Source organism: Acinetobacter sp. 479375 (assembly GCF_000581715.1).
Lineage (GTDB): Bacteria > Pseudomonadota > Gammaproteobacteria > Pseudomonadales > Moraxellaceae > Acinetobacter > Acinetobacter ursingii.
Genome location: NZ_JEZN01000023.1, coordinates 24,361 through 38,483, shown reverse-complemented (window position 1 = coordinate 38,483; position 14,123 = coordinate 24,361). Strand labels below are relative to the sequence as shown.

Annotated in this window: 17 protein-coding genes and 1 pseudogene; 10 read left to right on the top strand and 8 right to left on the bottom strand. The window is 41.2% G+C overall.

What is annotated here, in order from left to right:
* A pseudogene (locus tag J500_RS14355) lies at positions 1-251 on the top strand (IS5/IS1182 family transposase); the annotation flags it as partial.
* A gap of 605 nt (positions 252-856) precedes the next feature.
* Positions 857-1,144 (top strand): GNAT family N-acetyltransferase, encoded by a 288-nt coding sequence (locus J500_RS14350; protein ID WP_034700186.1) that lies wholly within the window; start codon positions 857-859, stop codon positions 1,142-1,144.
* A gap of 128 nt (positions 1,145-1,272) precedes the next feature.
* Here J500_RS14350 and J500_RS14345 read toward each other — a convergent pair whose 3' ends face one another.
* Together J500_RS14345 and pncA are read right to left on the bottom strand one after the other, a co-directional pair.
* On the bottom strand, positions 1,273-2,217 hold the full coding sequence (locus tag J500_RS14345) for a bile acid:sodium symporter family protein (protein ID WP_034700184.1): 945 nt from the start codon (positions 2,215-2,217) through the stop codon (positions 1,273-1,275).
* 40 nt (positions 2,218-2,257) lie between these two features.
* Complete coding sequence (pncA, locus tag J500_RS14340) at positions 2,258-2,890, bottom strand: bifunctional nicotinamidase/pyrazinamidase (RefSeq protein ID WP_034700182.1); 633 nt, start codon at positions 2,888-2,890, stop codon at positions 2,258-2,260.
* Between the two features lie 347 nt (positions 2,891-3,237).
* Between pncA and dapA the strand changes: the two genes are divergently transcribed.
* Genes dapA through purC form a run of 3 tightly spaced genes read left to right on the top strand, consistent with a single transcriptional unit; the run spans position 3,238 to position 5,512 of the window.
* A complete protein-coding gene (gene dapA, locus J500_RS14335; protein ID WP_004986075.1) occupies positions 3,238-4,137 on the top strand; it encodes a 4-hydroxy-tetrahydrodipicolinate synthase in 900 nt (299 codons plus the stop codon).
* Between the two features lie 9 nt (positions 4,138-4,146).
* On the top strand, positions 4,147-4,752 hold the full coding sequence (locus tag J500_RS14330; protein WP_004986078.1) for a hypothetical protein: 606 nt from the start codon (positions 4,147-4,149) through the stop codon (positions 4,750-4,752).
* A gap of 40 nt (positions 4,753-4,792) precedes the next feature.
* Positions 4,793-5,512 (top strand): phosphoribosylaminoimidazolesuccinocarboxamide synthase, encoded by a 720-nt coding sequence (gene purC, locus J500_RS14325; RefSeq protein WP_004986080.1) that lies wholly within the window; start codon positions 4,793-4,795, stop codon positions 5,510-5,512.
* Positions 5,513-5,557: 45 nt separating this feature from the next.
* Here purC and J500_RS17845 read toward each other — a convergent pair whose 3' ends face one another.
* On the bottom strand, positions 5,558-5,686 hold the full coding sequence (locus J500_RS17845) for a hypothetical protein (protein WP_262442667.1): 129 nt from the start codon (positions 5,684-5,686) through the stop codon (positions 5,558-5,560).
* A gap of 262 nt (positions 5,687-5,948) precedes the next feature.
* On the opposite strand from J500_RS17845, the gene J500_RS14320 reads away from it, so the two are divergent.
* A complete protein-coding gene (locus J500_RS14320) occupies positions 5,949-6,788 on the top strand; it encodes a formate/nitrite transporter family protein (protein ID WP_004986081.1) in 840 nt (279 codons plus the stop codon).
* 8 nt (positions 6,789-6,796) lie between these two features.
* Here J500_RS14320 and J500_RS14315 read toward each other — a convergent pair whose 3' ends face one another.
* The 4 genes from J500_RS14315 to J500_RS14300 all read right to left on the bottom strand — a co-directional run bounded on the left by J500_RS14315 (position 6,797) and on the right by J500_RS14300 (position 11,117).
* Positions 6,797-8,071: a replication-associated recombination protein A gene (locus tag J500_RS14315; RefSeq protein ID WP_010589014.1), complete on the bottom strand. Its 1,275-nt coding sequence runs from the start codon at positions 8,069-8,071 to the stop codon at positions 6,797-6,799.
* An 83-nt stretch (positions 8,072-8,154) separates the two neighbouring features.
* Positions 8,155-9,291, bottom strand: coding sequence for a class C beta-lactamase (gene ampC / locus J500_RS14310; protein WP_372464143.1), 1,137 nt, complete (start codon positions 9,289-9,291; stop codon positions 8,155-8,157).
* 116 nt (positions 9,292-9,407) lie between these two features.
* The gene (locus J500_RS14305) at positions 9,408-10,580 is read right to left on the bottom strand and encodes a PQQ-dependent sugar dehydrogenase (protein WP_034700178.1); all 1,173 of its coding nucleotides are present in this window, start codon (positions 10,578-10,580) and stop codon (positions 9,408-9,410) included.
* Between the two features lie 123 nt (positions 10,581-10,703).
* Positions 10,704-11,117: a Cd(II)/Pb(II)-responsive transcriptional regulator gene (locus J500_RS14300; RefSeq protein ID WP_004986095.1), complete on the bottom strand. Its 414-nt coding sequence runs from the start codon at positions 11,115-11,117 to the stop codon at positions 10,704-10,706.
* A gap of 65 nt (positions 11,118-11,182) precedes the next feature.
* Between J500_RS14300 and J500_RS14295 the strand changes: the two genes are divergently transcribed.
* Positions 11,183-11,824: a cation transporter gene (locus J500_RS14295; protein ID WP_004986097.1), complete on the top strand. Its 642-nt coding sequence runs from the start codon at positions 11,183-11,185 to the stop codon at positions 11,822-11,824.
* Positions 11,825-11,850: 26 nt separating this feature from the next.
* Here J500_RS14295 and J500_RS14290 read toward each other — a convergent pair whose 3' ends face one another.
* Entirely contained in the window at positions 11,851-12,303 is a 453-nt protein-coding gene (locus J500_RS14290; RefSeq protein WP_004986099.1) for a YcgN family cysteine cluster protein, read from the bottom strand.
* 187 nt (positions 12,304-12,490) lie between these two features.
* Here J500_RS14290 and J500_RS16990 point away from each other — a divergent pair, with 187 nt between their 5' ends.
* The 3 genes from J500_RS16990 (at position 12,491) to J500_RS14275 (ending at position 14,066) form a co-directional block, all read left to right on the top strand.
* Positions 12,491-12,649 (top strand): DUF1328 domain-containing protein, encoded by a 159-nt coding sequence (locus J500_RS16990; protein ID WP_004986102.1) that lies wholly within the window; start codon positions 12,491-12,493, stop codon positions 12,647-12,649.
* Positions 12,650-12,922: 273 nt separating this feature from the next.
* On the top strand, positions 12,923-13,657 hold the full coding sequence (locus tag J500_RS14280) for a dienelactone hydrolase family protein (RefSeq protein WP_004986105.1): 735 nt from the start codon (positions 12,923-12,925) through the stop codon (positions 13,655-13,657).
* Between the two features lie 46 nt (positions 13,658-13,703).
* Positions 13,704-14,066 (top strand): HIT family protein, encoded by a 363-nt coding sequence (locus J500_RS14275; protein WP_004986107.1) that lies wholly within the window; start codon positions 13,704-13,706, stop codon positions 14,064-14,066.
* The last annotated feature ends 57 nt before the right edge of the window (positions 14,067-14,123 follow it).

Genomic DNA, 14,123 nt, shown 5'->3' with positions numbered 1-14,123 from the left:
AAAATGAAATTGGTAAAGCAAGAAATCATGCAGTACAAGGCTGTTGGGACAAGGGTCAAAAGCAGTGGAAACGAGATATTGGTTATCATCGACGATCCCGAATAGAGGCTAAAATGTTTGCCTTGAAACGACTTGGACAAGGTGTATCTAGTCGATGCTTTAATCGTCAGGTGGTTGACTTGCAAATAAGAGTCGATATTTTGAATAAATTTACTCAACTTGGTACAGCTAAAACGGTGGCTGTTGCATAAATATCTGAAGATTAGAACAACTCTACCTTTCGTCTATTTGTGCAACAAAGCCTTATCGAGTCATACTTGTACTTATGCTAATTGATTTAAAGGCGATAAAATACCGACTGTTTTAGTCTGGCTTTATTTAGCTCATCTAAACAAAAAAAATCTAAGCACGGCATTTATTTTAAATTTTTCAAAAAACCAATAAATTTATCTATTCCCTTGTTTTATATACCTAAATTTTTTTGTTTATTATTCCCCAAACCCTGCGCTGTTTAAAATGGTAAAAATCACTGTTTTTTTTGGCAAGAAACACTTGGTTATTCTTCTTAAAATGATCCTGAAACCTAAAGACCTCCATCTTTGTGTTTCGTAACCGCCAGTAGCATTTGTCCTAAACCCTTAATCAAATGCTACTTTTTAAGCCTATATACCGATAATTGGTATATAGGTCTTTTTTTTGCCTTTTAAAAAGAATTTCTGCATAAAAAATCAGTGGATTTGTGTTAATAAAGATGCTGACTATAACAAAATCCAACTCACTTTTAGTTGAAATACTGACACAATCAAAGCGTAGGTTTAATTCCTTTTTATATTTCTATGATCTCAGGAGCCTTACTTTGAATATTCAACAAAAAGATGATGGTAAGCATGGCGCATTTGAAATGTATGATCATGACAAGCTTGCAGGCGAAATGGTCTATACATGGGCAGGTGAAAAACTATTTATTATTGATCATACCGATGTCGCAGATGACTATCGTGGGCAAGGTGTAGGCCGTAAGCTTTTAGATGCTGTGGTCGATTTTGCCCGAAACAATCAGATTAAAATTATTCCTTTATGTCCGTATGCAAAATCAGTCTTTGATAAAGATCCATCGATTCGCGATGTACTCAGAGACGCTTAACTTTTTTATAGTGAAGGCATCCTTTGTTTGATGCCTTCAACTGACCTGTTCAAGAATTCAGCTTCAATCAATAGTTCAATGCGGTGAGATAGACGCACTACTTCAGAGTCTCAATCTAAGTACTGAAATCATTTGAGTTTCTGATCTTCTTGTCGCGCCCAATAAGTCGCTAGCGCAGCACCAGAAATATTATGCCATAAGCTAAAAATAGCACTCGGTACAGCGGTGATTGGAGAAGCTGCAAAATGTACAGCAGCCAAAGCCACGCCTAAACCCGAATTTTGCATACCGACCTCAATGGAAATGGCTTTACTGTCATAATGTGAAAGTTTTAGCCAGCGACTTGCCCAATAACCGATCAAGAAACCCAAGCCGTTATGGAGCATTACGACAGCGAGTATTAATAGTCCAGATTGTAAGATTGATGCCTTACTCGCCCCAATAATCGCCGCCACAATCAACACAATCGCAACGACTGAAACCAAAGGCATGACCCGAATATAAGCATCCACTTGTCGGGCAAAATAATGACGGATGATAATGCCTAAAATAATCGGCACAATCACCACCTGTAAGATCGAAATAAACATCGAACTGACATTGATATGAATCCATTGACTGGCTAACAGATAAAAGATCGACGGCGTTAAAATCGGTGCCAATAAAGTCGATACTGACGTACAAGCCACCGAAAGCGCAGTATTGCCTTTGGCCATATAAGTAATGACATTGGAAGCGGTTCCACCCGGACAACAACCGACTAAAATTACACCAATGGCAATTTCTGGTGGAAGTTGAAAGAGCTGACATAAGATAAAGGCAAGACTTGGCATCACGACAAAATGAGCCACCACACCAATTAATACGGCTCTTGGATATTGAAGTACAGCGCGAAAATCAGCGATGCTGATGGTCATGCCCATACCCAGCATAATAATGCCGAGTATCCACGGAATATAAGCCGTGAGCCAGACAAAATAGCTAGGTTGCCACAACGCGATCGCTGAAAATACGATGACCCAAAGTGCAAAAGTCTTTTGCATCAACTGTGTCAGTCGCAATAATAATGGCATAGCAATATCCTGATCTTTTATCGAATATACGTCGAAATGATTAATTGCCCAATAACTGCGATGAGGTCATTCGTTTAACGCCGCAACTTAGCATTTGCTGCCACGCCTGCTGCAATGAACCATTTAAATCAATGGCTTTACAGGCATCGACCACCACATAACTTTCAAATCCTGCTTGTTTGGCATCCATAGCTGTCCATGCCACACAAAAATCGGTTGCAATACCTGTGATATAAACCGTATCAATGCCACGCTCTTTTAAATATCCAGCAAGTCCTGTAGAAGTCACTCGATCTGCTTCCATAAATGCCGAATAACTATCAATATCTGAATGGAATCCTTTACGGATAATCAACTGTGCCGACGGAATATCCAGATCAGGATGTAATTCGGCATCATGTGTTCCTTGTACACAATGCGATGGCCAAAGTACCTGCGTCCCATAAGACAATTCAATATGATCAAACGGCTGTTTACCTGTATGGTTCTCAGCAAAAGAAATATGATCAGCAGGATGCCAGTCCTGAGTCAAAATGACATTGTCAAAAACTTGAGCCAAACGATTAATACAAGGAATAATCTGATCGGCATGTGCCACTGCCAAATGTCCACCGGGGGTAAAACCATTTTGAACATCAACCACAATCAAAGCACTATTTTTTCCCTGTTTCATTGCTTTACTCCTTCTATCAAACAGCATCATGAATGCTGGGGTTGTCAGCATCTTATAAGAACTCTGTGACTAAAATAAAGCGTTCATTGCATCACGTATTCGACTTTTATGATTGGCAAAACCGCATAATGATCTCGCATATATGGCTTAAATGTGTGTCTAGTAGATAAAGTTTTGACTGCTTTGACTAAAGCATATTGTTCTTATGCGTCTGATCAGTCATAATTTGCATAATAGTCATTCAACAGAAATCACTTTTTTGTTGAGACGCTAAATCAAAAGACTGCAAAACCATCCATCTTTCGTTCTTTATCTCAATGGATGGCACAATAGGATATTTTTTTAAAATGACTCAGCAAGCACAGACCATTCAAGGCTCAATTGTCGCACTCGTCACCCCAATGTTTGAAGATGGTAGCGTAGATTGGAAGAGCCTCGAAAAGCTGGTTGAGTGGCATATTCATCAGGGAACCAATGGTATTGTTGCTGTAGGTACTACGGGCGAACCATCGACATTAAGCATGGAAGAACACACGCAAGTGATCAAAGAAATCATTCGTGTGGCCAATAAACGCATTCCCATTATTGCGGGAACAGGTGCAAACTCAACCCGTGAAGCGATTGAACTGACTCAAGCAGCCAAAGAGCTTGGGGCTGATGCCGCTTTACTTGTCACTCCATATTATAACAAACCGACTCAGGAAGGTTTATTCCAGCATTTTAAAGCAATTGCTGAAGCCGTTGAGCTACCACAGATTCTTTACAATGTCCCAGGTCGTACAGGCGTCGACATGCTCAACGAAACTGTGGTGCGTCTTGCTGATATTGCCAATATCGTGGGTGTCAAAGATGCGACAGGTGATATTGCGCGTGGAAGCGAATTAATCAAAGCCTTAGACGGTAAAATTGCAGTCTATTCAGGCGACGACGAAACGGCATGGCAACTCATGTTGGCTGGTGCAAAAGGCAATATTTCTGTGACTGCCAATGTTGCGCCAAAAATTATGAGCGAACTCTGTGCCTCCGCAGTCAATCATGGCGACGCAGCAGAAGCTGAAGCGATTAACAATAAAGTTGCAAATGTACACAATAATCTATTTTGCGAATCGAACCCAATTCCTGTGAAATGGGCGGTACATGAAATGGGGCTCATTGGTACAGGTATTCGTCTGCCTTTGACTCCTCTTGCACAGCAATATCGCGAACCACTCCGTAATGCCCTGAAAGCAGCGGGAATTATTCAATAAGAGCAGATTATGATGCAGTTACGACTTGGACTAACTTTTGCTATTGCCGCTATGGGTTTAGTAGGCTGTAGTAGTTTTAATAATCATTCTTTAGATTATAAGAATACCACTACACTCGCTCCACTCCAGTTCCCGACAGATGCAACTGTGCGCCCATTTACGCCACTGTATCCTGCCCCGACTGTGGATCAGCTTGCAATTGAAAATGCCCCTAAGCTTGAAAATAAGCAGGGAACACGATTTGCACTACCTCGTCCAGAATCCCTTCAAGCAAATACTGCCGCTGAAAGCAGTGCAGAAGGTACTACGGCAATGGGACGTCCACAGCTTGTTGTCGATGGCAATAAAAACCCACTATTACAAATTAGTGGGCCAACCGCAGACATCTGGCAATATACCGTAGCGACACTCAGTAGCCTGAACTACAAAGTTTTGGGTGAAAATAAAGCAGGTTATGAAGCAACGATCAAAGTTGGCGAACAAAGTTATGTGTTGAAATTGACAGGCGTGGGCAATACTCACAATCTGGCATTATTTAATCCAGACAATAGCTTTGCCGATCCTGCTAAAGCCACTGAAGTGCTCAATCAGATTTATCAAAATTGGCCAGCCTAGGCATTCTCTAGGCAATTTTTTCTTGAAAAAGGTTCCCCCAATGTTAAAACAAACCTTGCTCTATACTGGTAAAGCCAAATCTGTTTATGAAACAGATGATGCAGACCATTTGATTTTAGTCTTTCGTGATGATGCTTCAGCATTTAATGGCGAAAAAATCGAACAACTGGATCGTAAAGGCAAGGTCAACAACCGTTTTAACGCCTTTATCATGGAAAAACTGGCTGAAGCTGGCATCGAAACACATTTTGAGAAATTGCTGACACCAAACGAAGTGTTAGTGAAAAAACTCAATATGATTCCTGTGGAATGTGTGATCCGTAACTTTGCTGCTGGTTCACTTTGCCGTCGTCTCGGTGTTGAAGAAGGCAAGCAATTGACTCCGCCGACCTTTGAGTTGTTTTATAAAGATGATGGTCTAGGCGACCCAATGGTGAATGAATCTCAGGCAATTGCACTGGGCTGGGCGACCGCTGAACAACTTGAAAAAATGAAAGAATTGACCTACAAAGTCAATGATGTATTAAAAGCATTATTTGATGCAGGCGATATGATTCTGGTCGATTTCAAACTTGAATTCGGCGTGTTCCATGACCGTATTGTGCTTGGTGATGAGTTCTCTCCAGATGGTTGCCGTTTGTGGGATAAAGATACCAAGAAAAAACTGGATAAAGACCGCTTCCGTCAAGGTTTGGGCGGTGTGGTTGAAGCGTATGAAGAAGTTGCTGCGCGTTTAGGTATCGATTTAGACAATATCTAAATCCGCTTGTTTGATCAAAAACGAGTCCGTCATCTGGCTCGTTTTTTATTTTGTCAAATTAATATCTTGAGCCATACCTTCGATCACATCTGGTCTGGATGGGCGAAGTTCATACTGTTCCAAATCCGACCCGCCTTCTGCATGACTGATACTACAGAGAATTTTATTGCTCATCGGTTTTAACTATTTGGTTGTATCTGTCTGTATTGTATTCAAAATATGGTCTAGCTCAAAATATGCGCCAATTTACTGACAAAAAATCAAGAGCGGATAGCAAATCATTAAGCATCACATATTTAGGCTGATTATAAAAAAATACATAAAAGCTGAATGAATGCTCTGGATTCACATCCATTTATTTTTTAAAAAAGAAATATATAGCCTGATGATAACCACAAAAGCCATCATTACCGCATTGAATTGTGAGGAGAATAAAATGAGTGCAGAAGAAAAAGAACAGGAAAAAGAGACTGACAATACCCTCACTTGGCGTGAAAAAATGGCGATTGAGGAGCATGAAAAACTTTCGCCTCGACTGGTTTATGAAATTATTCGTAAAAATGGAGTAGAAGAGCTTGAACGCCCGACCAAAGCCCTGATTTTCTCAGGTATCACAGCAGGCATCGTCATCAGTTTTTCATTTGTTTTTAAATCTCTTCTCAATGCCTATTTGCCCGATGCCAAGTGGGCTTTTTTGATTGAAAATATGGGCTATACCGTGGGTTTTGTTCTGGTGATTTTAGGACATATGCAACTTTTTACCGAAAATACCATTGCAACAGTCGTTCCTTTATTTAAAAACTTTAGTCTTAAAAAATTAAAAGCTGTATTTCGTCTATGGGGAATCGTGTTTATTTCTAATCTCATCGGCACTGCACTGGCGGCATTTTTTTTACTTAATCCACATCTGTTTGATGCAGATTTAATGCAATCCTTTGATCAATTGGCCCACCATGTCGCCAGTTTTACTATCTCTGAAAATATTATTAAGGGAATTCCCGCAGGTATTTTGATCGCGTCACTGGTCTGGATTTTACCTTCAGCCAATAATAAATTTCTGCTGATTTTCTTTATTACCTATCTTATGGCATTAGGCGGTTTTACGCATGTGATTGTGGGTTCAGCAGAAATGGCCTATTGGGTATTTAAAGGACATGCAACGTTTTCAGAGTATATTTTTCAATTTTTATTACCAACCACACTGGGCAATATTATTGGCGGTACTGGGGTATTTACTCTATTAATTTATGGACAGGTCAATGAAGAACTAGAATAAACAGCAGCTTATTGCTGCTGTTGTTCCTGCTGCCAGCGACGCTGTTGCAAGCGTTCGCCCTCAACTTCACGCTTGTTCCGTGCCGATTCATAGAGTTTGACCCCTTTTAATTCGGGCGGCAAATATTCCTGCAAGACAAAATGCTCAGGGTAATTATGCGGATAAAGATAATCTACGCCATAGCCCTGCTGTTTCATCAGTTTAGTTGGCGCATTTCTTAGGTGTAAGGGCACAGGTAAGTTCGCAGTTTTTTCTGCAAGTTCTAAAGCACGATTAATGGCTAAATAGGTGCTGTTACTTTTCGGACTGGTCGCCAAATACACCGCACATTGACCCAATATAATACGTGCTTCTGGCATTCCTACCGCCTGCACTGAACGGAAGCATTCACCTGCCAACAGCAAGGCATTTGGGTTCGAATTACCAATATCTTCTGAGGCTGCAATCAGCATACGTCGTGCAATAAACACGGGATCTTCACCGCCTTTTAACATTCGAGCCATCCAATACAACGTCGCATCAGGATCACTACCACGAATGGATTTAATAAATGCCGAGATGATATCGTAATGTTGCTCGCCCGATTTGTCATAGCGCGCGATATTTTGCTGTGCAACTTTAACCGTCACCGCATTGGTCACAATATTTTCAACATCTGCTTCAAAGGTACTGGCAATCAGGTCAATTAAGTTGAGTGCTTTACGTGCATCTCCCGCAGCAAATTGAAACAATGCATCGTATTCTTCAATCTGGATATGCCGTTCTTTTAAAAAAGAATCAGTTTGAATGGCTTTATTCAGCAAAGTTTGAATCGCATCTTGATCCAATGAATTCAGCGTATACACCTGACAACGCGACAGTAAGGCACTATTTACTTCAAACGATGGGTTTTCTGTGGTTGCCCCGATGAGCGTAATTTTGCCCTTTTCAACAGCATTCAGTAAGGCATCCTGCTGCGATTTATTGAAACGGTGAATTTCATCGATAAATACCACTGGCGTAAGTAAATCACCACTTTCCGCGATGATCTCACGTAGCTCTTTCACCCCCGTATTCAGTGCAGATAAACTCACAAAAGGACGATCCACCGCTTGCGCCAGTAACAGTGCAATCGTGGTTTTACCCACGCCTGGCGGCCCCCAAAAGATAATCGAAGGCAAATGTCCCTGATCGATCATTTGACGCAAAGGCGCATGTTGGCCTAGCAAATGATTCTGTCCAATAATTTCGGATAAATCACGTGGACGTAAACGTTCAGGAAGTGGAATATGCGTATCTGACATCATCAATAGCTGTGTAATCTTTTACTGTAGTCTATTGTGTCTGGATCAAATCTACAATTTGATTCTGCAATCAAAGCGACATTCTATTGCGCACTATTGCTCTGAAGCAATTGTTGCATCACACGATAGCTGACCTTAATCCGTTCTTCATTGGGAAAGTTGGTATTGGCCAACATCACCATGCCAATTTTCTGCTGGGGAATAAACGCAACATAAGCGCCAAAACCATTGGTTGCACCCGTTTTATTAAAAAAAGTCGCAGGATCAGCAAGCTTCGGCTGTTTGATCGGGATCACTGCATGACTTTCAAATGCCATTTGCTTGGAATTTCCCTCTAGCAAAGTATCTAGCTTTATTGGATAAGAATATTGCTCCCAACCTAAGCCTTGCGTCATTGCCCCTACTTTAAAATAACCCACATGGGTATTTTCAATCGCTTTACGTAATGGTTGTTTGAGTTGTTGTGGGTTGATTTGTGCATCCAGAAATTTCAACAGATCTGCACTACTACTTTTTACGCCATACGCTTCTGCATCGAACATCCCCGCAGACACCCGCATGGCTTGCTGTCCTTTATATCCCCAAGCATATTGAGTCATCTGCTGTTCAGGGACATCAATAAAACTCTCGTTGAGACCCAATGCAGGAAATAGCATTTTCTCCAACAGTTCAGTATAGGGTTTTTCCATCGCCAAAGCAGTGACATAGCCCATCAGCCCAATACTCGGGTTGGAATACTGCCGTTGTGTGCCGATCGTGTTTTTCGGTTGCCATGTCTGGAAATATTTTAACATGTCCTGTTGCTCGGTCACTTGATCTGGAAACTGAAGCGGAAAACCGCCTGCGGTATAAGTTCCCAGATTGAGTAAAGTCGCGTTATTGACTGCTGTATTTTTTAACGCTGGAAAATATTGGGCAGGATGATCGTCAAGAGAAAGTTTGCCTGTTGCCTGAGCATAGCCGGCTAAAGTGGCATTAAAGATCTTACTGACCGAGCCCAATTCAAATAAAGTATGGGAACTGACCGCTTGCTGTGTTTGTTTGGATGCCACACCATAATTGACAAAATAATGTTGTCCATTCAGGCTCACGCCAACTGCAAGTCCAGGAATATTGTACTGCGCTAACAATGGCTTAAACTGTTGATCAATCACTGCTTTCACTTGCTGCTCAGACAAGTCTTTGGCATCTAGCGGTGCACTACAGGCCAAAAGACCCATCAGACATAATGATTTTTTAGACCATAATGGCTTATGGCTATAGCGGGATCGCTGTAGTAACGACAACATGGTTCTTTCTCTATTCACTTTAAAAACTTCAATGATTACTCAAAAATCTAATGAGCTTTGAGTTTCAATAGTCTGGCATTTGCACCATCTTCAATTACCCAGATTGAACCATCTTGCGCCTGTAAAAGTCCACGAATTCGTTGCTTCATGTCTAAACGTTGAACTTCCTGTATAGGTTGCGATTTCAAATCCACCACCGTAATGGATTCTGAAGATAATCCTCCGATCAAGGCTTTACCTTTCCATGCAGGAAATTGATCATCCTGATAGATAATCATACTTGATGGAGAAATCACAGGCGTCCAACTGATCTCTGGTGCCTTAAATTCAGGTCGGGTGGCATGGTCAGGTATTGGCAAACCTGAATAATGATCGCCATTGGAAACCACGGGATATCCATAATTCGCACCTTTGACAATCCGATTGAGTTCATCGCCCCCTTTTGGCCCCATTTCCACCACCCAGAGCTGACCATGTTCATCAAATGCCATCCCCAAAGGATTACGATGACCTAATGACCAGATTTGTGCTGCGACACCACCCTGAGCTGCAAATGGATTTCCCGCCGCAGGACGTCCATCGTCATTTAAACGCACGATTTTACCCAAATTGGACTGCATGTCTTGTGCAGGATCAAATTTTTGGCGTTCACCAGAACTAATCCAGAGTTTACCCTCTCGATCGAAAGCCAAACGATGCGCATAATGTCCCTGACCAGAGACTTTGGGGACTTGCTGCCAAATTTTTTCTATCTCCATCAACTTTGGCTGATTCGGACTGTTTAAATCCAGTTTGGCACGAATAACCACAGCGCCTTGCCCACCTTGACCTGCTTCGGCATAACTCAGATAAATCCAGTGATTTTGGCTAAATTGAGGATGCAAAATCACATCCCCCAAACCACCCTGACCGCCATAACGGACTTTGGGAACCCCTGAAACTTGCAGCATTTGTTTGGAGGTCGGATCAAAAATTTTCAGTACCCCCTGACGTTCAGTGACCAAGAGCCGTCCATCAGGAAGCTGAGCCAATGCCCACGGCTCATCAAAGTTAGCAATCTGTTGCGTTTTAAAACTCTGCTGAATCGCTATCGGCTGATTTGCTGTTTGCGTCTGCTTTGAGCTTGATTGTTGTTCCTGTGAATGAGTATTGTTGGAGCTACAAGCGGTTAATAAAATGAAACTACTACAAACGAGCGACGTGGCAAATGGCATCGTCATCTTGGCAATCCTCGGTTTATTCTCTGTTCTATTGCTATGTTAAAGAGCAGATCAGAAATATATATTTGAAAAATGTATTTTTGTTTTAGTATATATTTCAAATAATTACATGATGTTTCAAAGTCAGCCTAAGTGATCATGCTGTTTCAGCGTTTCAATAATTTTACAATCATCAATATTGCTATTCGACTGGCAACGTGCACGTAACTGTTCAAGCTGTATTTTGAATTTTTCAAATTGTTGAATTTTATGGTTAATATGCCCAAGATGTTGTTCAATGGCTTGATCCACGACTTTACATTGCTGCTGAGGATCTTTGCGTAATTCATTAAGGTCTTCAATCTCATGTAAAGACATGCCCAATTCACGACAATGCCGAATAAAAATCAGTTGATCCAATGCCTCGTCATCATAATAACGATAATTGTTTTCTGCTCGTTTTGCGGGCTGAAGTAAACCGCGTTTTTCATAAAAACGAATGGTATCGACCGCAACCTGAGACTTTTTTGCCAATTCACCAATCAAATATTTCATCATAAGACTTGACCCTAGAGCGACTCCAGACTTTCTAATCAGCTTATCCAAAGTCGAGGAAATTGCAAATGGCATGCTGTAACTGTGATCACGAAGATATCCCTAAAGTTAAAAGCAATAAGTTTAAAATCGCATTATGGATTGCCCTGATTTTAAATTTGGGCATGTTTCTGATTGAAATATTTGGGGGTATGCAGGCCGGTTCGACTTCTCTTTGGGCAGATGCACTGGATTTTTTCGGAGATTCGATTAATTACCTGATTTCATTGCTGGCGCTAGGGTTAAGTCTGTATTGGCGCGCGACGGTTGCGTTATTTAAAGGCCTCACCATGAGCGTATTTGCGCTGATTATTTTAGGAAAAGTGGTCTGGTCATATCTGCATGGTGTTCCACCTGAAGCAATCACCATGGGCATTATTGGCGTGATGGCATTGGTCGCCAATATCATCAGTGCAGTGGTGTTATTTGCGTTCCGTGAGGGTGATGCCAACATGCAATCGGTCTGGTTATGTAGCCGTAATGATGCCATTGGGAATATTGCGGTGATGATTGCGGCATTGGGTGTATTTGGAACACAAAGCGTTTTGCCTGATTTGATTGTGGCCTTATTGATGGCAGGCCTAGGATTGAGTGCAGGCTGGAGCATTATCAAAAAGTCACAGCGAGAACGCCGTGAGCAACAGCAAAATCAGTTATCGCACTCGCATTAAACCTCTTTTAACTTTTAACCAATTTGTTAGCGAATCCAGCGGACGATATAATCTTCAATATCGTCCTCTGATACATCGACTTCAGACAGACACCGACCCGCGGCCGATTTACGAGCCTTAATGACACTTTGGCGCGAACCTGTATTTAAATAATGCCATGATGGTAAATTTTTACCTTCATTTAAACGTCGATAAGCACAACTTGAAGGCAGCCAACCTATGCTTTGTAATTTTTCAGGAGTTAGTTGAATACAATCTGGAACGAACTGATGCCGATTGGCATAGTCTGAACACCGTGCCGTTTGGCAATCCAGCAACTTACACGCTACTTTGGTGTAGGCGATTTCTTCGGTGTCTTCATCCTCAAGTTTAATCAGGCAGCATAATCCGCATCCATCACACAAAGCTTCCCACTCTGTTTGATTGAGTTGTTCTAGCGAATAATGTTTCCAGAAAAATGGACGGATTTCAGTGTTCATAAATCAGGTCACTTAACAGCGAATACACATTATAACACTGTTTCTAATGTTCATCCTTTATGTGGTTTATGTAACTCAATTAATTGAATATTAAAGACAATATACAGATTGCACACATAAACAACACATAGCTTTTGCAGCTAAGGTTCTATATTTAAGGAACGATAAATATAAGGAGATTAGAACTATGTTTCGTTGGGCGATTATCTTTGCTGTGATTGCATTGATTGCAAGCTTATTAGGTTTCGGTGGAGTTGCAGGTTTGTCTAAAGACTTTGCAGTCATCCTCTTGGTGGTTGCAGTGATTTTGGCCATTATTGGCTTTATTTCACGAGGTCGGGCTTAACTATAAGCTCACCAATCACTTGGTTTTAAGCTCTATTTTAAAAAGAATCCGAGATTCTTCTGAAATAAATAACGAACCTCATTAGATGCTCATCTAATGGGGTTTTGTTTTGTCCGATCTGTGTCGCTAGCAGTTGATCGAATGAACATAGAATGTGCAACCCTACATAAATTCTCACATTTATAAATGAATTGATTACATTGAATATGCATATCACTGCATTTTTTATGATTTAATCATTTTTAATTTCAGTTTGATAACAGGATTTAGCACATGACATCGACCATCAAAACACGTGAAATTCACTACACCGCAAAAGACGGCTCAAATTTGATTGGTTATTTTGCCGCACCTGTAAGTGAAACACCTGTGGCGGGGGTCATTGTTGCACCAGAATGGTGGGGACGAACCGAATATACCTTACAACGCGCGCGTGAACTGGCAGAACATGGCTATGCCGCTTTGGCTATTGATATGTATGGTGATAAAAAAGTCACAGATCAAGCTTCACAGGCCAATGAGTGGATGACACAAACTTTTCAGGATGCAGACACCATTGTGACACGTGCATCAGCGGGTTTAGAAACTTTGGCTCAGCAACCTGAAGTCAATCCAGAGCAACTCGCTGCTATTGGGTTTTGTTATGGCGGTAAAGTGGTACTGGATCTGGCGCGTTCGGGCGCAGATTTAAAAGCAGTAGCGTCATTTCATGGTACATTAAGTCCTAAGGCACCTGCTGAACAAGGTAAAATTCAAGCTGAGATTTTAGTGTTACATGGTGAACAAGACAGCATGGTGACCCTAGATGATGTCGCTAAATTTAAAGCTGAAATGGATCATGCCGATGTCAATTATGAAGTGATTATTTTAGAAAATGCCAAGCATGGTTTTAGTAATCCTTTAGCCGATGAGCGCGCCAAAGCTAACGGCGTTGATTTAGGTTACAATCCACAAGCCGAGCAGCAAAGCCTAAATGCAATGTATGGCTTACTTGAAAGAACCTTATAAAATTTGCAGCCTATAAAACGATGAAAATGAAAGAGAGGATGGAATCATGACTGAGAAACATTGCCCTTATTGTGAATTTGATGAATATGATGTGATTCATCAAAATGATTTTGGTGCGATTTTGCCCGAAGCTCATCCTCTTTCTAAAGGACATTCGGTCATTATTCCATTACGTCATGTCAGCTCTTTTTTTGACGTCACTGATAAGGAAAGAAAAAGCCTGATTTCCTTAATTGAATTGGCTCGAAATGAGCTTCATCTACGTCATCAACCTGATGGATTTCATATCGCCTTTAATGATGGTGAAGTTTTTGGTGAAAGTGCTGAACACCTTCATATCCATATTATTCCTCGCTATCAAGGTCAGGAGCTTAAATTGGATAAACGCTGGGGCATTGTTCAGGATTAATCCTGTATTTTATTAAAAAAATGATCTTCGGATCATTTTTTTATGCCTATAAAATAG

Excerpts from the sequence above, each read along its gene's own strand:
- J500_RS14345 (WP_034700184.1), bottom strand. The coding sequence starts at position 2,217 with ATGCCATTATTATTGCGACTGACACAGTTGATGCAAAAGACTTTTGCA.
- pncA (WP_034700182.1), bottom strand. The coding sequence starts at position 2,890 with ATGAAACAGGGAAAAAATAGTGCTTTGATTGTGGTTGATGTTCAAAAT.
- dapA (WP_004986075.1), top strand. The coding sequence starts at position 3,238 with ATGACTCAGCAAGCACAGACCATTCAAGGCTCAATTGTCGCACTCGTC.
- J500_RS14330 (WP_004986078.1), top strand. The coding sequence starts at position 4,147 with ATGATGCAGTTACGACTTGGACTAACTTTTGCTATTGCCGCTATGGGT.
- purC (WP_004986080.1), top strand. The coding sequence starts at position 4,793 with ATGTTAAAACAAACCTTGCTCTATACTGGTAAAGCCAAATCTGTTTAT.
- J500_RS17845 (WP_262442667.1), bottom strand. The coding sequence starts at position 5,686 with ATGAGCAATAAAATTCTCTGTAGTATCAGTCATGCAGAAGGCGGGTCG.
- J500_RS14320 (WP_004986081.1), top strand. The coding sequence starts at position 5,949 with ATGAGTGCAGAAGAAAAAGAACAGGAAAAAGAGACTGACAATACCCTC.
- J500_RS14315 (WP_010589014.1), bottom strand. The coding sequence starts at position 8,071 with ATGTCAGATACGCATATTCCACTTCCTGAACGTTTACGTCCACGTGAT.
- ampC (WP_372464143.1), bottom strand. The coding sequence starts at position 9,291 with ATGGGTCTTTTGGCCTGTAGTGCACCGCTAGATGCCAAAGACTTGTCT.
- J500_RS14305 (WP_034700178.1), bottom strand. The coding sequence starts at position 10,580 with ATGACGATGCCATTTGCCACGTCGCTCGTTTGTAGTAGTTTCATTTTA.
- J500_RS14300 (WP_004986095.1), bottom strand. The coding sequence starts at position 11,117 with ATGATGAAATATTTGATTGGTGAATTGGCAAAAAAGTCTCAGGTTGCG.
- J500_RS14295 (WP_004986097.1), top strand. The coding sequence starts at position 11,183 with ATGGCATGCTGTAACTGTGATCACGAAGATATCCCTAAAGTTAAAAGC.
- J500_RS14290 (WP_004986099.1), bottom strand. The coding sequence starts at position 12,303 with ATGAACACTGAAATCCGTCCATTTTTCTGGAAACATTATTCGCTAGAA.
- J500_RS16990 (WP_004986102.1), top strand. The coding sequence starts at position 12,491 with ATGTTTCGTTGGGCGATTATCTTTGCTGTGATTGCATTGATTGCAAGC.
- J500_RS14280 (WP_004986105.1), top strand. The coding sequence starts at position 12,923 with ATGACATCGACCATCAAAACACGTGAAATTCACTACACCGCAAAAGAC.
- J500_RS14275 (WP_004986107.1), top strand. The coding sequence starts at position 13,704 with ATGACTGAGAAACATTGCCCTTATTGTGAATTTGATGAATATGATGTG.